Origin of the sequence: Enterococcus sp. DIV2467a, assembly GCF_050532945.1 — a bacterium.
In the GTDB taxonomy this organism is placed as follows: domain Bacteria; phylum Bacillota; class Bacilli; order Lactobacillales; family Enterococcaceae; genus Enterococcus; species Enterococcus faecalis.
The window spans coordinates 727993-750000 of sequence record NZ_CP172896.1 but is presented as its reverse complement, the minus strand read 5'-3'; the positions used below and the strand labels follow the sequence as shown (position 1 = coordinate 750000).

The 22008-nt window shown below is 37.5% G+C and carries 20 protein-coding genes; 7 read left to right on the top strand and 13 right to left on the bottom strand.

All coding sequences use genetic code 11. The features are described 5' to 3' along the window. Positions 1–110: 110 nt before the first annotated feature. The 5 genes from elrR to IGL80_RS03545 all read right to left on the bottom strand — a co-directional run bounded on the left by elrR (position 111) and on the right by IGL80_RS03545 (position 9389). Positions 111–1016: an Rgg family transcriptional regulator ElrR gene (elrR, locus tag IGL80_RS03565; protein ID WP_002385708.1), complete on the bottom strand. Its 906-nt coding sequence runs from the start codon at positions 1014–1016 to the stop codon at positions 111–113. Positions 1017–1083: 67 nt separating this feature from the next. Beyond that, positions 1084–4281: a DEAD/DEAH box helicase gene (locus tag IGL80_RS03560; RefSeq protein ID WP_085366629.1), complete on the bottom strand. Its 3198-nt coding sequence runs from the start codon at positions 4279–4281 to the stop codon at positions 1084–1086. A 19-nt stretch (positions 4282–4300) separates the two neighbouring features. Continuing rightward, positions 4301–7438: an AAA family ATPase gene (locus tag IGL80_RS03555; RefSeq protein ID WP_002404428.1), complete on the bottom strand. Its 3138-nt coding sequence runs from the start codon at positions 7436–7438 to the stop codon at positions 4301–4303. 4 nt (positions 7439–7442) lie between these two features. After that, positions 7443–8711 carry an exonuclease SbcCD subunit D gene (locus tag IGL80_RS03550; protein ID WP_002402242.1) on the bottom strand — a complete coding sequence of 423 codons (1269 nt, stop codon included), beginning with the start codon at positions 8709–8711 and terminating at the stop codon, positions 7443–7445. A gap of 51 nt (positions 8712–8762) precedes the next feature. Further along, positions 8763–9389, bottom strand: a complete 627-nt coding sequence (locus tag IGL80_RS03545) for a lysophospholipid acyltransferase family protein (protein WP_002356461.1) — start codon at positions 9387–9389, stop codon at positions 8763–8765. Positions 9390–9577: 188 nt separating this feature from the next. Here IGL80_RS03545 and IGL80_RS03540 point away from each other — a divergent pair, with 188 nt between their 5' ends. After that, a complete protein-coding gene (locus tag IGL80_RS03540) occupies positions 9578–10312 on the top strand; it encodes a tRNA1(Val) (adenine(37)-N6)-methyltransferase (protein ID WP_002356457.1) in 735 nt (244 codons plus the stop codon). Beyond that, positions 10302–10568 (top strand): GIY-YIG nuclease family protein, encoded by a 267-nt coding sequence (locus IGL80_RS03535; RefSeq protein ID WP_002359473.1) that lies wholly within the window; start codon positions 10302–10304, stop codon positions 10566–10568. Before IGL80_RS03540 ends, IGL80_RS03535 begins: the two co-directional genes overlap by 11 nt. A 66-nt stretch (positions 10569–10634) precedes the next feature. Here IGL80_RS03535 and IGL80_RS03530 read toward each other — a convergent pair whose 3' ends face one another. From IGL80_RS03530 to IGL80_RS03520, 3 genes are read right to left on the bottom strand one after another with little or no spacing between them, the layout of a single operon-like run. Next, entirely contained in the window at positions 10635–11330 is a 696-nt protein-coding gene (locus IGL80_RS03530; RefSeq protein ID WP_002356454.1) for a 5'-methylthioadenosine/adenosylhomocysteine nucleosidase, read from the bottom strand. A 15-nt stretch (positions 11331–11345) separates the two neighbouring features. Next, positions 11346–11642, bottom strand: coding sequence for a cell wall synthase accessory phosphoprotein MacP (gene macP, locus IGL80_RS03525; RefSeq protein WP_002356451.1), 297 nt, complete (start codon positions 11640–11642; stop codon positions 11346–11348). Next, positions 11639–12223 carry an NUDIX domain-containing protein gene (locus tag IGL80_RS03520; RefSeq protein ID WP_002359471.1) on the bottom strand — a complete coding sequence of 195 codons (585 nt, stop codon included), beginning with the start codon at positions 12221–12223 and terminating at the stop codon, positions 11639–11641. The genes macP and IGL80_RS03520 overlap by 4 nt, the downstream gene beginning before the upstream one ends. 402 nt (positions 12224–12625) lie before the next feature. On the opposite strand from IGL80_RS03520, the gene IGL80_RS03515 reads away from it, so the two are divergent. The 4 genes from IGL80_RS03515 to IGL80_RS03500 all read left to right on the top strand — a co-directional run bounded on the left by IGL80_RS03515 (position 12626) and on the right by IGL80_RS03500 (position 16038). Next, positions 12626–13306 (top strand): 5-bromo-4-chloroindolyl phosphate hydrolysis family protein, encoded by a 681-nt coding sequence (locus tag IGL80_RS03515; RefSeq protein WP_002356448.1) that lies wholly within the window; start codon positions 12626–12628, stop codon positions 13304–13306. A 19-nt stretch (positions 13307–13325) separates the two neighbouring features. After that, a complete protein-coding gene (locus tag IGL80_RS03510; protein WP_002356447.1) occupies positions 13326–14513 on the top strand; it encodes a toxic anion resistance protein in 1188 nt (395 codons plus the stop codon). Positions 14514–14657: 144 nt separating this feature from the next. After that, positions 14658–15497 carry an NUDIX domain-containing protein gene (locus IGL80_RS03505; RefSeq protein ID WP_002384084.1) on the top strand — a complete coding sequence of 280 codons (840 nt, stop codon included), beginning with the start codon at positions 14658–14660 and terminating at the stop codon, positions 15495–15497. Positions 15498–15513: 16 nt separating this feature from the next. Further along, positions 15514–16038 carry a GNAT family N-acetyltransferase gene (locus tag IGL80_RS03500; protein WP_002359469.1) on the top strand — a complete coding sequence of 175 codons (525 nt, stop codon included), beginning with the start codon at positions 15514–15516 and terminating at the stop codon, positions 16036–16038. Between the two features lie 44 nt (positions 16039–16082). Here the strand turns inward: IGL80_RS03500 and IGL80_RS03495 are convergent, their stop codons facing one another. The 4 genes from IGL80_RS03495 to recX all read right to left on the bottom strand — a co-directional run bounded on the left by IGL80_RS03495 (position 16083) and on the right by recX (position 19985). Then, the gene (locus tag IGL80_RS03495) at positions 16083–16568 is read right to left on the bottom strand and encodes a hypothetical protein (RefSeq protein ID WP_002356444.1); all 486 of its coding nucleotides are present in this window, start codon (positions 16566–16568) and stop codon (positions 16083–16085) included. A 137-nt stretch (positions 16569–16705) separates the two neighbouring features. Next, positions 16706–17830 carry an LCP family protein gene (locus tag IGL80_RS03490; protein ID WP_002356443.1) on the bottom strand — a complete coding sequence of 375 codons (1125 nt, stop codon included), beginning with the start codon at positions 17828–17830 and terminating at the stop codon, positions 16706–16708. Positions 17831–18010: 180 nt separating this feature from the next. Then, the gene (gene mutY, locus IGL80_RS03485) at positions 18011–19195 is read right to left on the bottom strand and encodes an A/G-specific adenine glycosylase (protein ID WP_002359468.1); all 1185 of its coding nucleotides are present in this window, start codon (positions 19193–19195) and stop codon (positions 18011–18013) included. Continuing rightward, positions 19185–19985: a recombination regulator RecX gene (recX, locus tag IGL80_RS03480; RefSeq protein ID WP_002359467.1), complete on the bottom strand. Its 801-nt coding sequence runs from the start codon at positions 19983–19985 to the stop codon at positions 19185–19187. The genes mutY and recX overlap by 11 nt, the downstream gene beginning before the upstream one ends. Positions 19986–20116: 131 nt before the next feature. Between recX and rlmD the strand changes: the two genes are divergently transcribed. After that, a complete protein-coding gene (gene rlmD / locus IGL80_RS03475) occupies positions 20117–21487 on the top strand; it encodes a 23S rRNA (uracil(1939)-C(5))-methyltransferase RlmD (RefSeq protein WP_002359466.1) in 1371 nt (456 codons plus the stop codon). A gap of 206 nt (positions 21488–21693) precedes the next feature. On the opposite strand, the gene IGL80_RS03470 is transcribed toward rlmD, so the two are convergent. Next, positions 21694–21942, bottom strand: a complete 249-nt coding sequence (locus IGL80_RS03470; protein ID WP_002356434.1) for a GlsB/YeaQ/YmgE family stress response membrane protein — start codon at positions 21940–21942, stop codon at positions 21694–21696. Between the last annotated feature and the right edge of the window lie 66 nt (positions 21943–22008).

The window sequence follows — 22008 nt, the reverse complement described above, 5'->3', positions numbered from 1 at the left end:
TAATTTGTATAGACAAGACAAAGAGCGCCAAATAGGGTTTTATACCCCTATTTGGCGCTCTTTGTCGCTAAACACAACCAGAATGTATTATGACAAATTCTCAATTATGCCTAGTTTTCTTTTATTTCTTTTAAACTATCCTCTATTTTTTCCAATTGCCCAGCAAAAAATTCTTGTTTGGCTTTTGGTAAAAACAATGTGATAGATAAAAGGATTTGTTCTTTAAAGATTGACCAATCTGCGAATATTTCTTCATTGGTTAAAATCATTTCTATTTTTTCTGCTATTTTTTTCCAGAGGATCATTCGCCAGTTATTTTCACCCACTTCATATTCTTTAAACATGCTTAATACATGAAGAATATGGGGAACATTTTGGCTGACAATCGCCGCAAATAAAAAATCAATAATTACTTGCTCGATAATTTCTAGTGAGCGAATATCAATAATTTCCCGCTCATTGACAGATTGTAGTACACGAAAAAGTAACGAAGTTGGAAACGGCTGCAAGCCAACGTTTTTTTGTAATGCTAAAAATTTCAAATTAAAAATAGTATACACATCGGCATTAATTAATCGTTCCAGAATCTGATTTTCTAATGCAATAATTTCCTCTTTTGTCACAACCGTTTGAGGGTTAAAAAGATATTCCAACGCCAACATCGAATACATTACTTCTTGCTTTCCTAAAGCAAAAGACGATTTCTCATAATACGCCCGATAATCTGCAACGATTCGACTACTTTCTTGAAAATTTTTACTAAAGATTGCTTGATTAAACTGCTCCTTAGCTAAAACTGTTTTGGACATTGGCGTTAATTTTTCTGTCATTTCCATCGGTGAAATAGACAAGATTTCGACAATAATGGCTAAATCCGAAATACGCAATTCACTATTTCCTTGGACAAAGCGTTGATAACTTCGACTAGAAACACCATTTTCATCAAAGACACGCAGAGGAATATTTTTCCCTTTACGAATCCGTTCAATTTCTTCACCTAGCGGCCGATATTCCATATATTCTTTTTGTTTCAAACGAATTACTCCATTTCTCTTTAAATAAGGTAGCAACTAAGTTGAACGGCTATTCTCCAATGCTTAAAATTGTGCGAATATCTTCTTCCGTCATTTTCGCTAATTGCTCTTCATTTCCTTGAATCACTTTTTGGAACAGCTCGCGTTTCTCTTGCTGTAAGGAATTCATTTTTTCTTCAACCGTTCCTTCTGCAATCATCCGCCACACTTCAACAACTTTTTTTTGTCCCATGCGGTGCGCCCGACCAGCCGCTTGTTCTTCGACTGCGGGATTCCACCATAAATCGTATAAAATAACTGTATCTGCACCAGTTAAATTTAGTCCGGTTCCCCCTGCTTTCAATGAAATTAAGAAGACATCTTTTTCTCCTTCATTGAAGGCATTCGCCATCGTTAACCGATCTTGAGGCTTCGTACTTCCTCGTAAATAAAACGTCTCTAAGCCTAATTCATTCAATTCTTTTTCTAAGATAGAAAGCATACTTGTGAACTGAGAAAATAATAGGACACGACGATTGTTTTCTTTGGCAGCCACTAAAAAGTCTTTGACTTGTTCCACTTTGCCAGAACCTCCCGTGTAATCCTCAATAAACAAACGCGGATCGCAACAGATTTGTCGTAAACGGGTCAAGCCTGCTAAAATACTCATGCGATTTTTCTTGAAGGTCGCCTGATCCATTTGACTAACATCTGCTTGCATTTGTTTTAGATAGGCCAAATAAACCGTTTTTTGTTCTTCTGTTAAGACACTGTACATATTATTTTCAATTTTTTCTGGTAAGTCTGCAAGCACCGTTTTCTTGTCTCGTCGTAAAATGAATGGTTGAATCATTTTGGCAATTTCTTCCGGCTTAATTTCTCGAAAGGCTTTTTTGCTTGGGAACAATCCCGGTAAGATCATTTGGAAAATTGACCACAGTTCATCTAAATTATTTTCAATTGGTGTGCCACTTAATGCAAAACGTTGCGGTACTTTTAAACTTTTTAAGGCTTGCGCCGTTTTAGTCCCACTATTTTTAACCATTTGAGCCTCATCTAGAATCAAATAGCCGACACTCATTTCCTGATAAAGCTGAACATCTTGTCGCATACTTGCATAAGAAGTAATCAGAATATCTTCGGTGCTATTTTGTAAAAGCGCTGCTCGTTCTTGGCGATTGCCAGAAACCACTTGAACATTTAAGGTTGGCGCAAAACGTTTGACTTCGGCTAACCAGTTATAGGTTAAACTTGCAGGAGCGACAATCAAAGCTGTCCCTTTCAAGCGCTCTTCTTCTTTTTCCGAAAGTAAATAGGTAATGGTTTGCAGTGTCTTCCCTAAACCCATTTCATCAGCTAAAATACCGCCAAATTGATAATGGCTAAGCATTTTCAGCCATTTATACCCTGTTTCTTGGTAATGGCGTAACGTTGCTTGTAAGGTTTTGGGGACTTGCGCTTCAAAGTTTTCTGGATGCGTTAAATCCGTGACCATTTTTTTAAAGGAATCTGAAAAATGTGCCCGCTCGTTGTCTTCTAATAAACTTTCGATCATGAGGCCTTGGTTTTTGGGCACATGAATGACATTGTCTTCTTGATGCATATTTTTTCGCAGCTTCGTTAAAATTGCACTTGTATGGAAAAATTCCTCTGAATCAAAAGCAAGAATTTCACCACTTTTTAACGTATAAAAAGCATCATTACGTAGCAGACTAGTCAATACTGCATCAATTTCGGTTTCATCAATGCCAGTGACATCAAACCGAATATCTAACCAAGAATCCCCTTCCGCAACTTCAATCGTTGGCTGATGATGCTGGGCATCTAAATACAATTCCCGTAATTTCCGTCCCATCCGAACTTCTCCTAATTGACGGAAAGCTGGAACTTCGGCTTTAAAGAAATAATACAAGGACTCTCCAGCAGGTAAGACCTTTTCAAAGCCTGTGGTTGTTTGCTGATAGGCAAACTGTTGAAATTGCTGCTTAATTGCTGTTTCTTTTGCTTTATCTCGAACGATTTCTTGATTGACTTCAGGTAATTGAGCATATTTCGGGTTTGTCGAGAAAATGACTTCTCCATAGTGATAGTCAATCCGAGCGTTAATCCGACCTTTAATTTTCTTAAAAATAAAGACTGCTTTTAAAGGATGATGGACGACTAATTCTTCAACTGATTCTTCAACAGACACTCGACCAATTTTTTCCAATAATGGTAACACTTCACTAAATAAATCAGAAACTGTTTCTTTTTCATAAATAATTGACGGCTCTTCCAAGCGTTTCATTAATTGAAGTAACGTGGTGTAGATGGCTTCCTGCTCTTCTGTTAGTAAATAAACCGTTTGATCCGCAATCGCCCAGTGATAGTGGGCTAGAAACGTTGTAATAGGATTCTGAATAGTTAATTTGAAGCTTTGTTCCTCGGTTTTTTGGACTGTAAACGTAAGTGGCAAACTGGTTTCTTTGAACGTTAGATAGCGATACTTATGAGTTTGATTGGTCAATATAAACTGACCCGTTCGATTCATTTTTTCAACTAACGATTGACTGCGATCAATTGGTAATAATAGATAACGTTTGTCGATTTTCCCTTTAACTTGAATACCGTTTGCACCTAATAATTGGCTGGTATGATAAATTGCCGCAAGTTCTGTTAAAATTTCTTGAATCTCCATTGAAAAAGAATCATGTAGCAAAGTAAATTGGTGTTGTTTATTCACCATAAAGGTCATTTCTTTTTCATATGCTTGTAAAAAATCACCAATATTTTTCACAATATATGTTTTAGGTTTGGTGCCTTCCAAACCAATTTTTAAAGAAAGACCAATCGTTGATAATTCTGGATAGTAACTATTCGTTTCGATCACATCTAAATGAAATTCTAAACGTAAAGGCTGCAAGGGAACTTCGGCAGAAGCTTTGCTTAATTTGGCAAAGCCTTTGGTAAACATTTCAGCTGTTGATCGATTTGTTTTCTCAAAACTGACTGTTTGATTTGCTTGAATAATTCTTGACACGCCTCGTTGTTTCAGTGCCAGTTCAACTGCCACTGTATGCTTGCAATAGCCATGTTCCATCCAATATTGACATTCACAAACATCTTGTTCTTTGGCGGTACCATCCAATTCAACAAGATAAAGTTCTTCCCCTAAAACCTCAGACAACCAGATCCTTTTTTCTGGATTTTGAACGATAGATAAGACCCGGCCTTCTTGCATATATTCGCGCCCTTGTTCAACGATTCGCTCTGGAATACTCCATTTCATCGACTCACCTCCTCTTCTACTAAGCTAGCTGATAGTGAACGGTACTTTGACCATTCCCATTGCTTTTTATTTGTAATTGTTGTGGAATTCGTGCTTTTAATTCGCCAATATGACTAATAATCCCAATCATGCGGCCTTCATTTTCAATCGTTTCTAACGCCTCCATTGCCATTTCCAATGCTTCTTCATCTAAGGAACCAAAGCCTTCATCAATAAACAACGCATCAATTAAGACTCCGCCTGCTTGTTCTTGAATCACTTCTGCTAAAGAAAGTGCCAAAGCTAACGCTGCTGTAAAACTTTCCCCGCCTGATAACGTGTGAGCGCTGCGCACCGTCCCTGAATTGTCATCATAAATATTGATTTCTAGCCCCGTTTGATTCCGATAACTACCTGCTTCGTGATTCAATTCAAATTGATAACGACTATTGGTCAGGCGGTCTAAACGCTGATTAGCGACTGTCAGCACTCTTTCTAAATACGTTTGTAACATATACCGTTCAAAACTAATTTTTTTAGGATTATTGCCATTCACCGTATCTGCCAACTGTTGTAGTGCAGCAACTTCCTCAAACTTGTCTTCAATTGTTGTTCTTTGCGCATTAATTTCTTGAACCAACTGTTGGTTGTTCAGCATTTTTTCATGCAGTTGATAGTATTTTTTTTCTTGTTCTTCAATTTGTTGTGTTATTTGTTCAATTTCTGTGGTGATTAAAGATAATTCTGGGAACGTATCACTAGATAATTTTTTTTCAATTTCAGCGAGTTGGATAGTCAGTTGGGTTTGCTCTTGTTCAAATAAAGCAATTTGTTCTTGCTGACTTTCTAGTGTCGGTACCTCTTTCAACCACTCCGTCAATTGGTCCTCTGTCACGCCTTGTTCCGTTAAAACTGCCTTTAACTGACTCTCAAGTTGTGCGACTGTTTGTTGAAGTGTTTGTTGTTCTTTCTCCAAATGCGTCAACGTACTTTCAAGGATCATTTCTTCTTTCTTCAAGGTTTCTCCTTGTGTCGTCACGTTTTCTTTTTGACGTTCAAATGCAGAGAGTTCTTCTTGAAGCAAAGCTTGTTGTTTGGTCATTTCTTCGTATGTGACGGTTGCATCCAATAATTGGCTAGCAATCATTTGCTGCTGGATAGTGATTCTTTCCAGACTTTGTTGCATTGTTTCTACTTGTTGTCGGAGCACTTCAAAGCGTTGAGAATTTTCAGCTACTTGTTCTTCTAGTTCCGCCAGACGGTCCTTTTCGACTGAAATTTCCGTTAGTTTTTGTGCTATTTGTTGTTTTTCTTTAGCTAATTGCGACTCAACTTCCGCAATTTCTGCAGGTGTTACTTGTGAAAAAGTTAGTCCTGTTAACGGCAACTGCAAGTCAGCAAACTGCGCTGCTAATTGTTCTTGTTCCTCAGTATACGCAGCTTCCTGTTCTTGTAATTGGCTTTCTTTCTGTTGCTTTTCCGCCCCTAATGCAGAGAGCGTTTCAGTAAATCGTTGAACCGTTTTTTCAACTTCCGTTAATTCCCGTTCCGCTTGATCAATCTCTTCTAAGGAAACTTCTTGATGAGTTTGTTGTTTTGGATGTTCTAAAGAGCCACAAACTGGGCAAGGTTCCCCCTCTTCAAGTAACAAGCTTAATCGTTGGATTTGTAAAGAGGCCCATTGACTTTTCTTTGTCTGCAACTTCGCTTCTTCGGCGCTTTTTTGTTGCTGTTCAACTGCAAACCGTTGTGTCAACTCGTGCAATTCCCCTTGGTTTTGACTAATTTTTTGCCAAGCTTTTTGATTTTTTTGCCAACGTTCTACAAAATTTTGCCAATGATCTGCTACACTAGAACATTCAAAATTTGCTTTTTCAAGTGTTCCTTCTTGTTCAATAAATTGTTTGGCTGTCGCCACTTTATCCGCTAATGTTGTTTTTTCCTGTTGGCAAGATTCATACTCTTTTTGAATGGCTTGATAATTGGCTTGTTCTGCTATTTGTTGTTGGGCTAACTGTTCATATTCTTGGTATTGTGGTAATTGACGTTGAATCGTTTGAAGACGTTCTTGTTTTTCAGCAATCAATGGTTGTTGTTCTTCCAACTCACTCATGATTGCTTGCCAATCTGTCAATGCTTGTTGCGTTTCCATAAGAGCTTGTTGTTTGGACTTTGTTTCTTGCTCTTTTTGTTGTTTTTCGCTTCGTTTTTCAAAGACTTTTTCAGCTAAAGATTGCTGTTTTTGGCTCCATTTTAATTGCTGAATCTGTTCCTTTAACCGCTCAATGACGGTTTCCTGTTCAGCTTGTTTTGCTTTCTTTTCCAGTAATTCTTCTTTTTGCTGTTGCAAGTTTTGTCGTTCTTCAATAGCATAACGAACTTGCTCTTTTGCTTGTTTGGCTTGTTTTAAGGTTGCAATTTGTTCTCTTTCAACTAATAGTTGTTGCTGAGCCTCTTGTTGTTGGCTTTCTAATAATTGAAGTTTTTCAAAAAGTGTCATTGTCGGTTCAGGTTCTTCTGACCAATGCAACTGTTCTGTTTTCAGTTCAATTTTTTGCTGGGTTTCTTGAATTTCTTGATTGACAATTTTTAAGCGTTCTTTTAAATTTTCGCTGAACAACTGATACAATTCTGTTCCGAATAAATTACGCAAAACCTTTTCTTTTTCATCACTTTTAGCAATTAAAAAAGTCCGAAACTCTCCTTGTGGTAACAATACAATTTGAGCAAATTGATTGGCATTCAAATGTAATAATTCTTGAATGAGTTCGTCCACTTCACGTCTTTTAGAATAGGCTCGTAGTTCTTTCCCTTGAGCATCTTTGACAATTAAAGAAATTTTGGCACTTTGTTTACGGACTCCTGTGCCACGTTTTTTAAAAAGTTCTTGTTCGGGAAGGCGGTTCAGTTCATAGAGATACTCGTTATGTTTAAAAAGCAAAGTAACTTCAGTGGCTTCTGAGGGGTCAGCAAATGTGGAACGCATTTCTTTGCCTAAACGTAATTTCCCAGAACTTTCACCAAACAAAGCATAGCTCATTCCATCAAAAATCGTTGTTTTCCCAGACCCTGTTTTTCCACTAATTAGAAAAAGTGAAGAATCTTCAAACTTCGTAAAATCAATGGTTTCATTAATATACGGTCCGAAGTTTTTCAATGTTAAAGATAATGGTTTCATCCTATTACTTCCCTCTTTCTAATTGATTAAGTGTACTCAGTTCTTCTTGGACCCATTGTGCTTGTTGTTCTGTCAGGGCCTCTCCTGTCACATCGTTAAAAAAGTCATGCAGATGTTCTTCTGGTGAACGTTGTTCTATTTGTACCACTTTTTTCTGATTTCCGTTGCTTGTTTCTCGACCATTCAAACGTTCCAACCCAATAATTTTGGGGTAAATTTTTCGCAATTGATTCATCATGTTGGGAATGATCGCTCGGTCGGTTAATTGGACATGTAAATAATTTTCCCGATTCACTTCTTGATAAAAAGCGGGATCCGTTAACTGCTGAAACGAGCCCGTCAATTGTTGAATGTCTCGCAATGGTTTCAAAGCACGGAATTGAAAATGAACTTCAGCTTCTGTTTCAACAAGCCAAACACCCTTTTCTTGTGTCATTTCTGATAAAGAAAATTTTACAGGCGAGCCACTGTATCGAGCATTAGGTGCCTGCAACGCATTTTTTCCATGTAAGTGGCCCAACGCGACATAATCAAAAGGCTCTAACAAAGCCGTCGGTACAACATCCAAACCACCCACTGTTAATTTTGTTTCAGAATCAGTTTTTTCACTGCCAGCGACAAAAAAATGACTAACTAACACTTGTTTTTTGTTGGGGAGAAAAGATTCTTGCATTTTCGCGACAACTTTTTCCATCGCCGCCTGAATCGTTCGAATCGTTTCATCTTCAAAATATAAGCGAGCCGCAATCGGTTCAAAATAAGGCAACAAATAAAATTGCGTATTGTCGATTTCAATTGGTTGAAAGGCTTGTTCTAAACGCGTATTCAAATGAAATTGCGTTTGGTTAAACCAAGGGCCTCCTGTTTCTAAACGAGTACTGCTATCATGGTTTCCCGAAATAGCTAACACGGGGAAATGCTCTTTGAGATTCATTTGAATCATCATTTCATTAAAAATCTCGACTGCTTCAACTGCTGGAACAGAGCGATCATACAAATCTCCAGCGATCACAACAGCATCCACTTGCTCTTCTTTCGCAATTGCTAAGATTTGTTTAAAGGCTTCCCTTTGTTCTGCCAACAAATCAAAACCATGTAATTTTTTGCCAATATGCCAATCTGCTGTATGTAAAAATTTCATTTTTTCACCGCCTAAAAAAGTCCTTCTTATTATTATAACAAATTTCTGGTATTTTTTAAGAAAATCGGACAGAAGAATTAGATTTTTAACAAACTTTTTTCTTAACGCAAGAAAAAAGACAGGGAGCATCATCTTTTGATGAGACTACCTGCCAGTAACATTCCTATTCTGTAGCGGTTTGTTTTATTCTTTTTCTGTTGATTCATATTTAAAAGTTGGATCAATTTCTTTATCTAACTGATCAAATGCTTCTTGCATCCGACGTTCTACTTCAGCTAAACCGTCTTTATCCATTTTTTTAATATCGCTAATATCGATTGGCTCCCCAAAACGAACCGTTACTTTTTTACGTTTAAACAACTCTTTTAAAGTTAACGGACCTTGATAAACAGATGGCACGATAGGTACTCGCCCCATTTTAGCAATCAAGGCTACCCCACCTTTTAATTCTGAGGAATGACGCGTGCCACTGGGGAACATAATCAAACTTAAATCAGAATTTTTTAAAATTTTGACAGGTGTTTTAATCGCGCTGGGACCGGGCTTCTCACGATCCACTGGAAACGCATTCGCATGTTTTAAAATGAAACGTAAAACAGGATTTTTAAACAACTCTTTTTTTGCCATAAAACTAAACTTCTTAGGACTGCCAGCAACAGCTAAATACAGCGGTTCCCACCATGTTCGATGCGGCGCAACTAAGACATAGTTTTGGTCTTTTGGTAATTTTTCTTTATTTTCATAATGTGCATTTCCATTAATCACAAATAAAATGACGCGAACCACGCCACGCATAAATGTAAAAAACATAATTTTCTTCCTTTCTTCTCTCCGCTTTCTAGTATGCCGAAAGCTCTACCTTTTGACAAGCTTTTTTTACGTCTATCAATCAGAGAAATAACATGTTCCTACTAATCTAGGGAACAGATTTTGTCATACGGGTTTAAAAGTAGTATAATACATGAACAATCAGATGAAAAGTTGGAGGTTCTTAATCTATGTTATTATCCGGCGAACGGATTGATCAATTATATGCGGATGATATTCAAATTATTCAAAGCAAAGAAGTCTTTTCTTTTTCCATTGATGCAGTCTTATTGGCTAATTTTCCGCAACTACCAAAAAAAGGCAAGATTGTCGATTTGTGTGCTGGCAATGGCGCGGTCGGCCTCTTCGTTAGTCGGAAAACAGCTGCAAAGATCGACCAAATCGAATTACAACCTCGTTTGGCAGATATGGGTCAACGAAGTATTCTATTAAATAAATTGGAAAAACAAGTAACGATGTATGAACGTGATTTAAAACAAGCGACAGAAGTCATCAAAAAAGATTCTGTGGATTTAGTACTATGTAATCCCCCATACTTTAAAGAACGACCAACTAGCCAAAAAAATCCAAACCCGCACTTAGCGATTGCCCGTCATGAAATTCACACGTCTCTTCAAGAAGTGGTCACTGTGTCGGCGGATTTATTAAAAACAAATGGTCGCCTCGCAATGGTTCATCGTCCTGATCGTTTCCTGGATATTTTACATGCCATGGAAAACGCCAATATTGCGCCGAAAAAAGCTCGGTTTGTTTATCCGAAGCCAGGCAAAGAAGCCAATGTTTTACTAATTGAAGGCATTAAACAAGGCAAAAAAGACGGTTTTCGTGTGTTACCACCTCTTTTTACATACAATGAAAAGAACGAATACGAAGCTGAAATGAAGGCTATGCTGTATGGAGAATAAGAAATCCCATTATTTTTATGTTTTACTTTGCCAAGATGGTTCCTTTTACGGTGGCTATACAACTGAGCCAGAACGTCGATTAACCGAACATAATAGCGGAACTGGTGCAAAATATACACGGTTAGCCAAACGACGGCCAGTCAAAATGATTCATACAGAGAAATTTGAAACACGTAGCGAGGCCACCAAAGCCGAAGCCGCCTTTAAAAAATTAACGCGCAAACAAAAAGAACAGTATTTAAAAACCTTTCATTAAATGACAACAAGCAAAAAGAAACAGCCATCATTTCATTGATGAAATGACGGCTGTTTCTTTCTCTTTTTAAACTAAGTTCTCGACAAAATGAATAACCATTTCGGCTGATTTTTTCCCAGCTTCATCGATGAATTCGTCAAAGCTTTGAGTTGCTTCGCCATCTGCTGTATCACTCATTGCCCGTACAACTAAGAATGGAATATTGAACTGTGAAGCGGCTTGGCCAATTGCTGCGCCTTCCATTTCGCAAGCTAAGGCTTCAGGAAACTCTTTCTTAATTTTGGCGATTTTCTCAGCGCTATCCACAAAAGTATCTCCAGTAACAATCAATCCTTTACGAATAGCTAAACCAGTTTTTTCAGCAGCTTTCGCAATTTCCATCCGCAAGTATTCACTTGTTTCAAAATACAAAGGCACACCACCAGGCAATTGTCCATAGGCATAACCAAAACCAGTGACATCAACATCAAAGTAAGCTAATTTGTCTGCAATGACTAAATCGCCGACTTTTAGTCCTTCACCGATACCACCAGCAGAACCTGTATTAATCACCATATTTACGCCATATTGATGAATCAATAAAGTCGTGGTCACAGCTGAGGCCACTTTACCAATTCCTGAACGAACCACAATCACCTCATGTCTTCCTAACGAACCAGAAACAAATAAAGCGCCTGCTCGTTCCCATGACATCGTGTCTGTCAATTTTTCTTTTAGAATTTTGACCTCTTGATCCATTGCTCCAATAATTCCAATTTTCATAGTGATTCCTCTTTTCTATAAATTCAAAACGATATACGCCACAACGGCTAATAAAATCGCTACAATAATAATTGCCTTGTTTAACCAAGTACTCCGTTCTCGACGCTTCGAGTATTCTCCTACTCGTGACTTGTTGATCGGTTTTTGTTTTTTCTTTTCTTTACGATAAAACGTCGAAATTTCTTTTTCTTTTCGCTTATACGCTTTTTCCGCCAGCTTCTGCTCTTCTTGCTGACGACGTTCCGCTTCTTTTTCTTCTGCTTCTCTGCGTTTGCGAAGCTCTGTCCGAGTGACTAACGGACCTTTGCTCATTGCGTGTCCTCCTTAAACTGTCTCTGCAGTAAATACAATTCCCAGTATTGTATAGCAAAAAGTGTTTTGGCATCACAAATCGTGCCTTTTGCCACCTCTGCTTTGGCTTCAGCTATTGTTAGCTCGTAAAGTTCCAAGATTTCATCTTCATCTTGAGGACGCGGATTTTCGACTTTCTGCAAATCCGTTGCCAAATAGAGAGCCAATTTTTCATTAGCAAATCCTGGTGACAGATACATTGAATTTATGTAGGTGAGCTGACCTGCACGATACCCAGTTTCTTCTTCCAATTCCCGCATAGCCGTCGTTTTCAGTTGATTTTCTTCTCCAGGATCAATTTTTCCCGCCGGAATTTCTAAAATTACTTGTTCCAAGGGTTTTCTAAATTGTTTAACTAAGACGATTTTTCCTTCTGCGGTTAACGGAATCATAGCTACTGCGCCTGAATGAAAAACCAATTCGCGTTTAGCAGTGCCGCCTGTCGGTAAAGCCACGTCATCCAAAAAAACATCAATAATCTTTCCTTTAAAAATTTCTCGACGTTGAAGTGTTTTTTCTTCGAAGTCCTCATAATTTAACATATCTTTCACCAACCTTTCTTGTTTATCATACCCTAAAATGATAAAAATCGCACCCCTTCTTCTCTAGTTAAACCCTTTTCAAAGAAAAAAATTTATTGCTTTAGAAAAAAATTACATTTTCGAAAAAAAATAGACATAAAAAATTCACAACTTCCTTGTATTATTTAAGCATACCAACAAACAACCCTAACAAAACACTTTTTCATTTTTAACTCCTTTCCCGTCCTACCCCCAATTAGGACGGGTCTTTTTTTGCGTTTTATACTTTTTTTCTTAGGATTTCACTAAATCATAAAATACATCTTCCGCTGTATGTCTTTTCTCTCACAGAGTATGCTAAAATAACTATTGTAACGAGAGCTGACTCTTTCGAGGATTAGATAGATAGGAGGAACTATATAAATGAACAAATTAAATACAAAATTACTGATTGGCTATATTCTTTTAGGAGCCTTAATCATTGCTGTCGCTAGAGAATATGGCTTCTTCGCTTTTGTGATTCTGGTAGGCTTTTTAGTATTCGTTCTCTATCGAAAAAAGAAAAATGCCGCCGACAAGAGCGATCAAATGCCTTACTTAACAAAAGATAAAGAAGCCCATTATCGTGAGTTGGGGTTATCTCCACAAGAAATTGATTTTTTCAGAAGTACAATGAGCACAGCCAAAAAACAAATCATACAATTACAAGAAAACATGAATCGTTCAACTAAATTACGGGCGATTGACTTACGTAATGATACAACGAAGGTTTCTAAAGCTCTGTTTAAAGAGTTAGTGAAAGAACCTAAAAAGTTACACTTAGCCAATCACTTTCTCTATACACATTTACCAAATATCGTTGACTTAACAAGTAAGCATTTAGAAATCGAACAACATGAAGTAAAAAACAAACAAACGTATGAAAAATTAGAAGAAAGCGCACAAATCATTGACCAATTGTCAAAATTAGTTAAAAATGATTATGAGGAAATCGTTTCCGATGACTTAGACGATTTAGATGTCGAAATGTCGATCGCTAAAAGCAGCTTGTCGCAAAAAGCTGCAACTGAGGAATCACCTCAAGTAAACGAAGACCAGCAATAATCATTAGGGAGGAAAAAAAATGACTGAGCAACAACCCAAAGAAACAACATCTGTAACCAATACATTGGACGATTTATTAAGTAATCCATTTTCATCAATGGATGAACTAACACCAACGCAACAAAATGAACTATCTGAGTTAAAAGAACAGCAAGCAGCTCCTCGTTTAATTGATAAATTACCACAAGAACGTCAAGCCCAAGCAAAAGAGTTAGCTTCAAAAATTGATGTCCAAGATTCACAAGCAGTAATTACCTATGGTTCAAATGCCCAAATCAAACTCGGCGAATTTTCGCAAGCGATGTTAAACCACGTTCAAGCACAAGACATTGGTCCTGTTGGTGATTCACTGACCGATCTAATGTTTCGTTTAAATGAAGCCAATCCCAATGAATTACGTGCTGGCGAAGGCAACTTTATTCAAAAAATGTTAGGTAAAGTCAAACAATCCGTTTACGAAATTACCGCCAAATATCAAAAAATTGGTGCGCAAATTGACAAAATTGCTGTCAAATTAACCCATGAAAAAGATGGTCTTTTAAAAGATAATGCCATGTTAGATCAATTGTATCAAAAAAATAAAGATTATTTTGATGCCTTAAACATCTATATTGCCGCTGGGGAATTAAAAGCAGAAGAACTACGGACGCAAATTATTCCTGAAGCCATGAAAAAAGCGGAAGAATCTGGAGATCAAATGGATGTCCAAATTGTTAATGATTATAACCAATTCCTAGACCGTTTAGAAAAAAGAACCCATGATTTACGCTTGGCTCGTCAAATTACGATTCAACAAGCCCCACAAATTCGTTTAATCCAAAATACTAACCAAGCTTTGGCTGAGAAAATTCAATCATCGGTGAATACGGCGATTCCGTTATGGAAAAACCAAGTAGTCATCGCCTTGACCTTACTCCGTCAAAAAGATGCTGTGACTGCTCAACGTCAAGTCTCTGAAACCACCAATGACTTACTGAAGAAAAATTCAGAAATGCTAAAAATTTCTGCAATTGAAACAGCAAAAGAAAACGAACGTGGCCTAGTCGATATTGAAACATTACAAAAAACACAAAATGATTTAATTGAAACTATCCAAGAAACATTACGTATTCAACAAGAAGGAAAAGAAAAACGCCAAGCTGCCGAGATCGAACTTGGCCATATGGAAGAAGATTTGAAAAATAAATTATTAGAATTAACACAATAAATAACGTCTAGAACAAACTTCTGATAGTACAAGCCTGGGACAAAAATCCAAAGTGATTTTTGTCCCAGGCTTGCTTTTCTTTTTACGCTTGAATATTGTATTTCAGCCACTTAATGATACAATAAAAGAAAACCATGTTTCTTTTTGAAAGGAGGAGCAATTGTGCCACAATTTGCTTCTAAAGCCGAAGAAAAAAATTATTATGAACGCCAAGCTAGCTTAGCAGAGTTTTTAACTTGGTATCATCAACAAGAATTACCTGAATATGAAAAACCCTCTTTAACCGTTGATATGGTTCTTCTTTGTTACAACAAGGAAGCTGATCAATTAAAAGTCTTACTGATTCAACGTAAAGGTCACCCCTTTAGAAACTCATGGGCGCTTCCTGGCGGTTTTGTTAATCGTAACGAATCTACTGAAGATAGTGTTTTAAGAGAAACAAAAGAGGAAACTGGTGTGGTGATTTCTCAAGAAAATATTGAACAATTACACAGCTTTAGTCGCCCAGATCGAGATCCTCGTGGCTGGGTCGTGACAGTCAGCTATTTAGCCTTTATTGGTGAAGAACCTTTAATTGCTGGCGACGATGCCAAAGAAGTCCACTGGTTCAATCTTGAACGGCATGGTCAACACATCACGTTATCTCATGAAGATGTGGAAATTACTTTAGACTTGAAAACAGCGGCCTCTCTTGGTAAAGATACATTAGCCTTCGACCATAGTGAAATTATAATTAAGGCGTTTAATCGTGTTGTTGATAAAATGGAACATGAACCGCAAGTGCTTCAAGTCTTAGGAAAAGATTTCACCATTACGGAAGCCCGTAAAGTTTTTGCGAAGTTCCTCGGCGTTGATTATCGTAGCATTGACCATTCAAATTTTAAAAAAGCCATGACACAATATTTTGAAGAGTTAGGTGAACGTCCCGTTGGCATTGGCCGCCCTTCAAAAATTTACCAATTGAAAACAACAACAGGTTTCTAAGAGGAGGGAATATTTTTTGACTGTTTACTTAAGAAAAGCAGAACCTTCTGATTTGCCTGACATCCTTGCTATCATTGAAGATGGACGCCGCACCTTACAAAAAAGTGGCATTCCCCAATGGCAAAACGGCGATGGCCCGAATCAAGAAATTTTAGCAAAAGATATCGACCAGCAAACTTGCTATATTTTAATGGTTGAGGATGCCTTGGCAGGCGTTGGTGTTTTATGTTCGGAGATTGATCCTGCTTATGAAGCGATTTTTAATGGTTCTTGGCAACCTCATTCTCAAACTACGTATACGGCAATTCATCGTGTTGCTCTAAAAAGTTCCTTTCAAGGTCAAGGACTGGCTTTGGTGCTTTTGCGCTCACTGGTTACAGCCGCTCGTTTGCAAGGTGCTACTGATATTCGAATCGATACACATCCACAAAATTTCGCCATGCAGCACCTGATTATAAAAGCTGGCTTTGTTTATCAAGGTGACGTGATTTTAGATGTTAACGATGGCGAACGTTATGCTTATCAGATGATATTGAAATAAAAAAGTTAGGGATAACTGCCAGATTGACAGCTATCCCTAACTTTTTACATCTTATGAACACTATGAGCGCTTTGAATGCCCTCACAGGCTTCTTTACAAGCTTGATTAATTAATAAATAAGAGGATTCTTTTTGGCGGATTCCTAATTGATATTTCAATTCATCTGTCACTTGGCAAGATTCACTTAATGCCTCTAACCAGAAAAATACTCCTTCTTTATACGTATCTAATCCTTCTAGCAAGATTTTCGTTGCTTCTTTATCATAATACGGCTCTAAATTTTTACGAAACATCATTTCTTCTGTAAAAAAACGATTCACATTATTTCGGCAAAACATATAAGTGTCACGGCCTCTCCGATGTGCAGCCTGATTACAACCGTATTCTTGAACTTCTTTAGAGATGGCTTTGAAAATTTCGTTGTATACTTCAATTCTTTGCATAATTGACAAAATGGTATCTGTATAACTAAACATAACTCCTTGCTCCCTTCCCCTTCTAAGTAACAAAAATTTGCTTGTTACTTTCATTATAAAGGGAATGTTGGGTTTATATCAAATGATACGCTGTTCCCTTGCTAAAATCCTTCGTTTTTTCCTTAGAAGAATAATAAGTAAGCGGATTACTTAATCTGTTATGTTCGGATTTTCTACACTTGGAAAATAAATTATTTTATAAAGCCATTTTCCGTTTTAACTGATGGCAACGGGCCGGTCTGTGTATTGCCAGGAACACCAATATACGTATTGCCGTTGATGGAAGTCATTTCGTTTTCCTCAGCTGCTTCATCTTGAACGGTATAATCACTTTGATATAAAAATTCACCGTTCGTATGGAAGACATAGCCGTCTTGATCTCGTTCATCTGGCTTTTCTAAATTTAAAGACACACGTAATTGATGACGGACATTTTCAATACTATCTGGATATAGTTCAACCATACTGCGCCCTTCATTACTAAAAGTGCGCCAGTCAAAAGAAAGCTGTTGTTTATCATAATTGGTCCAAGTCAAACCTTCTTTGACTAAATGAGTCAATTCATTGGAATCCACATCAGTTTGAATGTTTCCATTTAACGAATCAATAATGTCCATTATTTTCATGATTGATTGACCAGATTTCAACTTGTCTTCAACTGCTTGAATAATTTCTTGTTGTCGGAATCCACGCATAATATCGTTATCGCTATGTCTTTCACGGGCATAAGATAAAGCTTTCGTACCATCTAAATGCTGTTTCCCTGCATCAAAATGAATGGATCCTGGCCCGTCTTTGGTGACACCATCAAACGCCTGCTTGACATTGACATCTATGCCGCCAACTGCATCAATTAACTTAATAAAAGATAAAAAGTTAAACACAACGTAATGATTGATTGGAATATTCAATAATTTCTCAACTGTGTTAACAGAAGCTGTTGGTCCATCGTAGGTATAGGCGGCTTCAATTCGCTGCATCCCTTGGTAATTTTTCGCATCAATTTGCACAAAACTATCCCGTGGCAAACTTAAATAGGTTATTTTCTTCGTCTTGTTATTCACGGTAATCACCATCATAGCATCAGTCCTAGTTGTGCCTAATTTCCGTTCAATTGTATTGTCTAGCCCCATAATCAAAAACGATTGACTATCTTTATTTTGCGCTTCATTATAATCATTTTTTATGGGAACATAGCCTTTATCAATTGTTTTCTTTAAATAGCTACCCGCTACAGCAAAGTATGCTGAGCCGACTGTGACAAAAACCAAAATGATGACTAAACTAATTAAGCTGATTTTTCGCTTCCTACTCATTGGCTGTACTTCCTCTCTCTTAAAAAGTCTCCACCATCATTACTACTCCTCTAAGCAGACAAGAGACAAGTCTATCTTACCAGTCCCCTTCAAAACTAAACATAGCAGAATTTATATAGAGGTATAACCTAGAGGAAACAAAAAAGAGGGGCTTGTTTGTTTAAAAGCCTCTCTTTTTTGTTATTTATTTTTGTGTTCTTTTTTGAACAATTCCACCATTTTTTGCTGTGGTTTTGGAAAAACATAGTCCGAAAATTGTTGTGCTGCCACCCATCGCTGCGACTCTAGTGTGGCTAATTCGCCTGTATTTCGGCCATAAAAGACTAAGATATGCCATTTCAAATGACTGAAAATATGAACGACTTCGCCTAAGGCACGTTTTTGCCAGACAACTGTTTCATAGTCCGTAAAAAAGTTGACAGGTTCTTCAGCGACCAAAGGCTCTGTTACAGGCTCTAACTCTAAAGTTAATTGTTTTTCCGTTTCTGCTGGTTGCGCCAGTTTTTGCAATTGTTGAAATTGTTTTTTGCTAATTTCTTCAATCGGGAACAGCCACATATTGGCTAACAAACCTGTTTCAGGTCGTTGTTCTAATAAAAATTCTTGCTTGTTATTTTCAATAATAGTGCCGACATAATACACATCTTTCGGCTTAACTTTTTTTGATTTGACTGGATAAGCGGTCATTTTATCTGCCTGATAGGCCGCACAATATTGCTGAAGCGGACAGCTTTCACACTTAGGTGAAGTTGGGGTGCAGACGGCTGAGCCTAGATCCATTAAAGCTTGATTAAAATCCCCTGGACGCTCACGATCGATGATTTTAAGCATCGCCGCTTCAAATACTTTACGACTACTCGCTTTTGCAATATCTGCATCAATTTCAAATAAACGGCTCACTACCCGCATGACGTTACCGTCAATTGCTGGTTCGGGGAGATTAAAGGCAATACTGCCAATCGCACCAGCCGTATAGGGGCCGATTCCTTTTAAACTCCGAATATCTTCGATTGTGTCAGGCATTTTCCCACCAAATTCTGAAACAATCTGTTGCGCTGCCACTTTTAAATTACGCGCTCGTGAATAGTAACCTAACCCTTCCCAAGCTTTCAACAACTTATCATCTGGCGCTTCCGCTAAATCTTGAATCGTCGGAAACCATTCCATAAATCGATAAAAATAATCAATGACTGTATCTACGCGAGTTTGTTGTAGCATAATTTCAGAAATCCAAATACGATATGCATCTGTATTCGCTCGCCAAGGTAAATTGCGTTTTTCTCGTTCATACCAAGCTAAAAAATCTTCCTGGAATGAACTAACTTTTTCGGGACTCCACGCCTCCCAAGGCTCTTTATTCGTCATGTTCTACTTCCTTTTCGCTAATAAATTGCTGAATCAAATCATAGTCAAACCCTTTTTGGAATAAGCTTTGTTTGACTTTTTGGACTTTTTTAGAAAAATCAAATCGCTGATTGGCACGCCATAAACGTTCGCCTTCCTTGTTTAACGCTTGTTGTTCTTGTTCTTCGTCCTTTTCAAAAGCTAAAGATTCCAAAGCTAGATCAATGATTTCATTTGTAAAGCCCTTTTGCATCAGATGCAGACGCGTTTTCTGAAGTGCATCTTTAAAACTTTTAGTTCGATAGCGTTTCATGGCTTTTTCTGCAGTTGCTGTGGCAACATTAAGCTGTTCATCTAACGTATAAAAGGTCAAACCATGCTGAATATCTTCTTCACTAATGCCTTTTTGCTTTAATTGTTGTGCCACATTTCGTGGTCCTTTATCACTGGTTCGCATAGCTGTCCGTACGTAACTTTCACTAAAAATTGCATCATCTAACAACCGTAGCTCTTCTAAACGTTGAACGATTTTTACTCGATCTTCAGGTTCAATTTCTTTCTCTTTTAAATAAGTAAAAATCTCTTTCTTTGAACGTAATTGATAGCTTAAGTAATTCATCGCCATTTGTAACCCGACATCATAAGAACTGGCTTTTTTTATTTCTTCTATTAAAGTATCTGATAACTCTTGACCTTTTAGCAGACGCTGCCGTACTAAAATATCTTCCGAGACACGCAGTTTTTCGCCTGAAGATAGCCAAAGTAGATAAAATTCACCTTTATCTTTACTAATTCGTGTGATTGTTGTCATCTTATTCTCCTGCCCCTCTAAATCAGAACATATATTCTACTATACCATAGAATCCTTGGAAGCCAAATAAATAAAAATGTGCTAAAATGGGAGGAAGTGAAAAATGTGAGATGACTAAAGGATGAAAGAATATGACCCAACAACTAGTAAAAAAAGGCCAACAAATTTCTTTAAAAATTAAACGATTAGGAATTAATGGCGAAGGTATCGGCTATTATAAAAAATTAATTATTTTCGTTCCTGGGGCGCTACCGAAAGAAGAAGTGACTGCCACGATCACAAATGTTACACCCAAATTTGCTGAAGGAACCCTTCAATCTGTCAAAAAAGCTGCTAAAGATCGCGTGGTCCCTCCTTGTCCTGTCTATGAAACATGTGGCGGCTGCCAACTACAACATTTAGCCTACAAAGCACAATTAGACTTTAAAAAAGATTTATTAAAGCAGGCACTTAACAAATTTAAACCAGCCAATTATCAAAACTATGAACTACGAAAAACAATTGGGATGGAGAATCCTTGGAATTATCGAAATAAAGCCCAATTCCAATTACGCCAAATCGATGGCCAAGTAGAAGCTGGTCTCTATCAAGCTGATTCACATCAATTAGTACCGATTGATAACTGTTTGGTCCAACAGCCTGCGACAACCAAGGTGATGAATACATTAGTTGATTTATTGAATGACTTTCAATTACCAATTTATGATGAACGTAAAAATAGTGGTATCTTTCGAACATTAATGGTTCGAGTGGGCATCCAAACTGGCGAAGTCCAAGTAGTGTTCATTACACAATCGCAGAAATTTCCACAAAAAGAAAAAATGGTTCGCGCAATTAATGAACAATTACCAGAAGTTGTTTCTATTATGCAAAATGTCCAAAATAAAAAAACCTCTCTAGTAATGGGTGATGATACCCTTCACTTATGGGGCAAAGAAAGCATTGAAGAACACATTAACGACGTTGTCTTTGATTTATCGCCGCGAGCATTTTTCCAATTGAATCCAGAACAAACGGAAGTTTTATATAATGAAGGAATCAAGGCCTTAGATTTACAACCAAATGAAACTGTTGTTGATGCTTATTGTGGCGTCGGGACCATTGGCTTAAGTTTAGCGAAACAAGCGCATCAAGTTCGTGGTATGGATACCATTCCCGCCGCAATTGACGATGCTAGATTCAATGCAAAACGACTTGGTGTTACGAACACACATTATGCTGTTGGAACAGCTGAAGACTTATTACCTAAATGGTTCAAAGAAGGCTTTAAACCTGATGCCATTGTAGTTGATCCCCCACGGACTGGTTTGGATCGTAAATTATTAACGGCCCTTTTGAAACAACCACCTAAGAAAATGGTGTATATTTCTTGTAATGTATCCACGTTAGCACGTGATTTAGTTCAATTAGCCAAAGTATATCAAGTAGACTATTTACAATCTGTTGATATGTTTCCACAAACCGCTCGTTGTGAAGTTGTCGTAAAATTAACGAGAAAATAAAAAAAGGAGCGTGGGACAAAAATCACTTTGGATTTTTGCTCCACGCTCAAAAACTGATAAACGGTGGGAACAGAACCAACTCCTTCGGAAATAAGCCGAAATTATCCAAAAATTAAAAAGCAATTTTCGGAAATTTCTTCTTATTTCTCGGAGCTAAACGGTTCTGTCCCGACCTCCTTTAACTAATTAAACAATTATTTACTTAATTAGCTATTTTTTCGTCCGAAGAAGAATGAAACCACAGCAACTAAAATTACTGCCCCAATAATTGATGGCACAATTGCCATACCTGCTACGTGAGGACCCCAGCTACCTAAGATTTTTTCTCCGATAAATGAACCAACTAAACCGGCAACGATATTCGCAATCCAACCCATTGATTGACCTTTGCTTGTAAGTGCGCCAGCGATAGCACCGATAACAGCACCAACGATTAAAACCCATAAAGTATGCATAAAATAATTCCTCCTAAATGCTTTATCTAGCGAATAATTCGCTATGTTACTATTATGGACTACTTT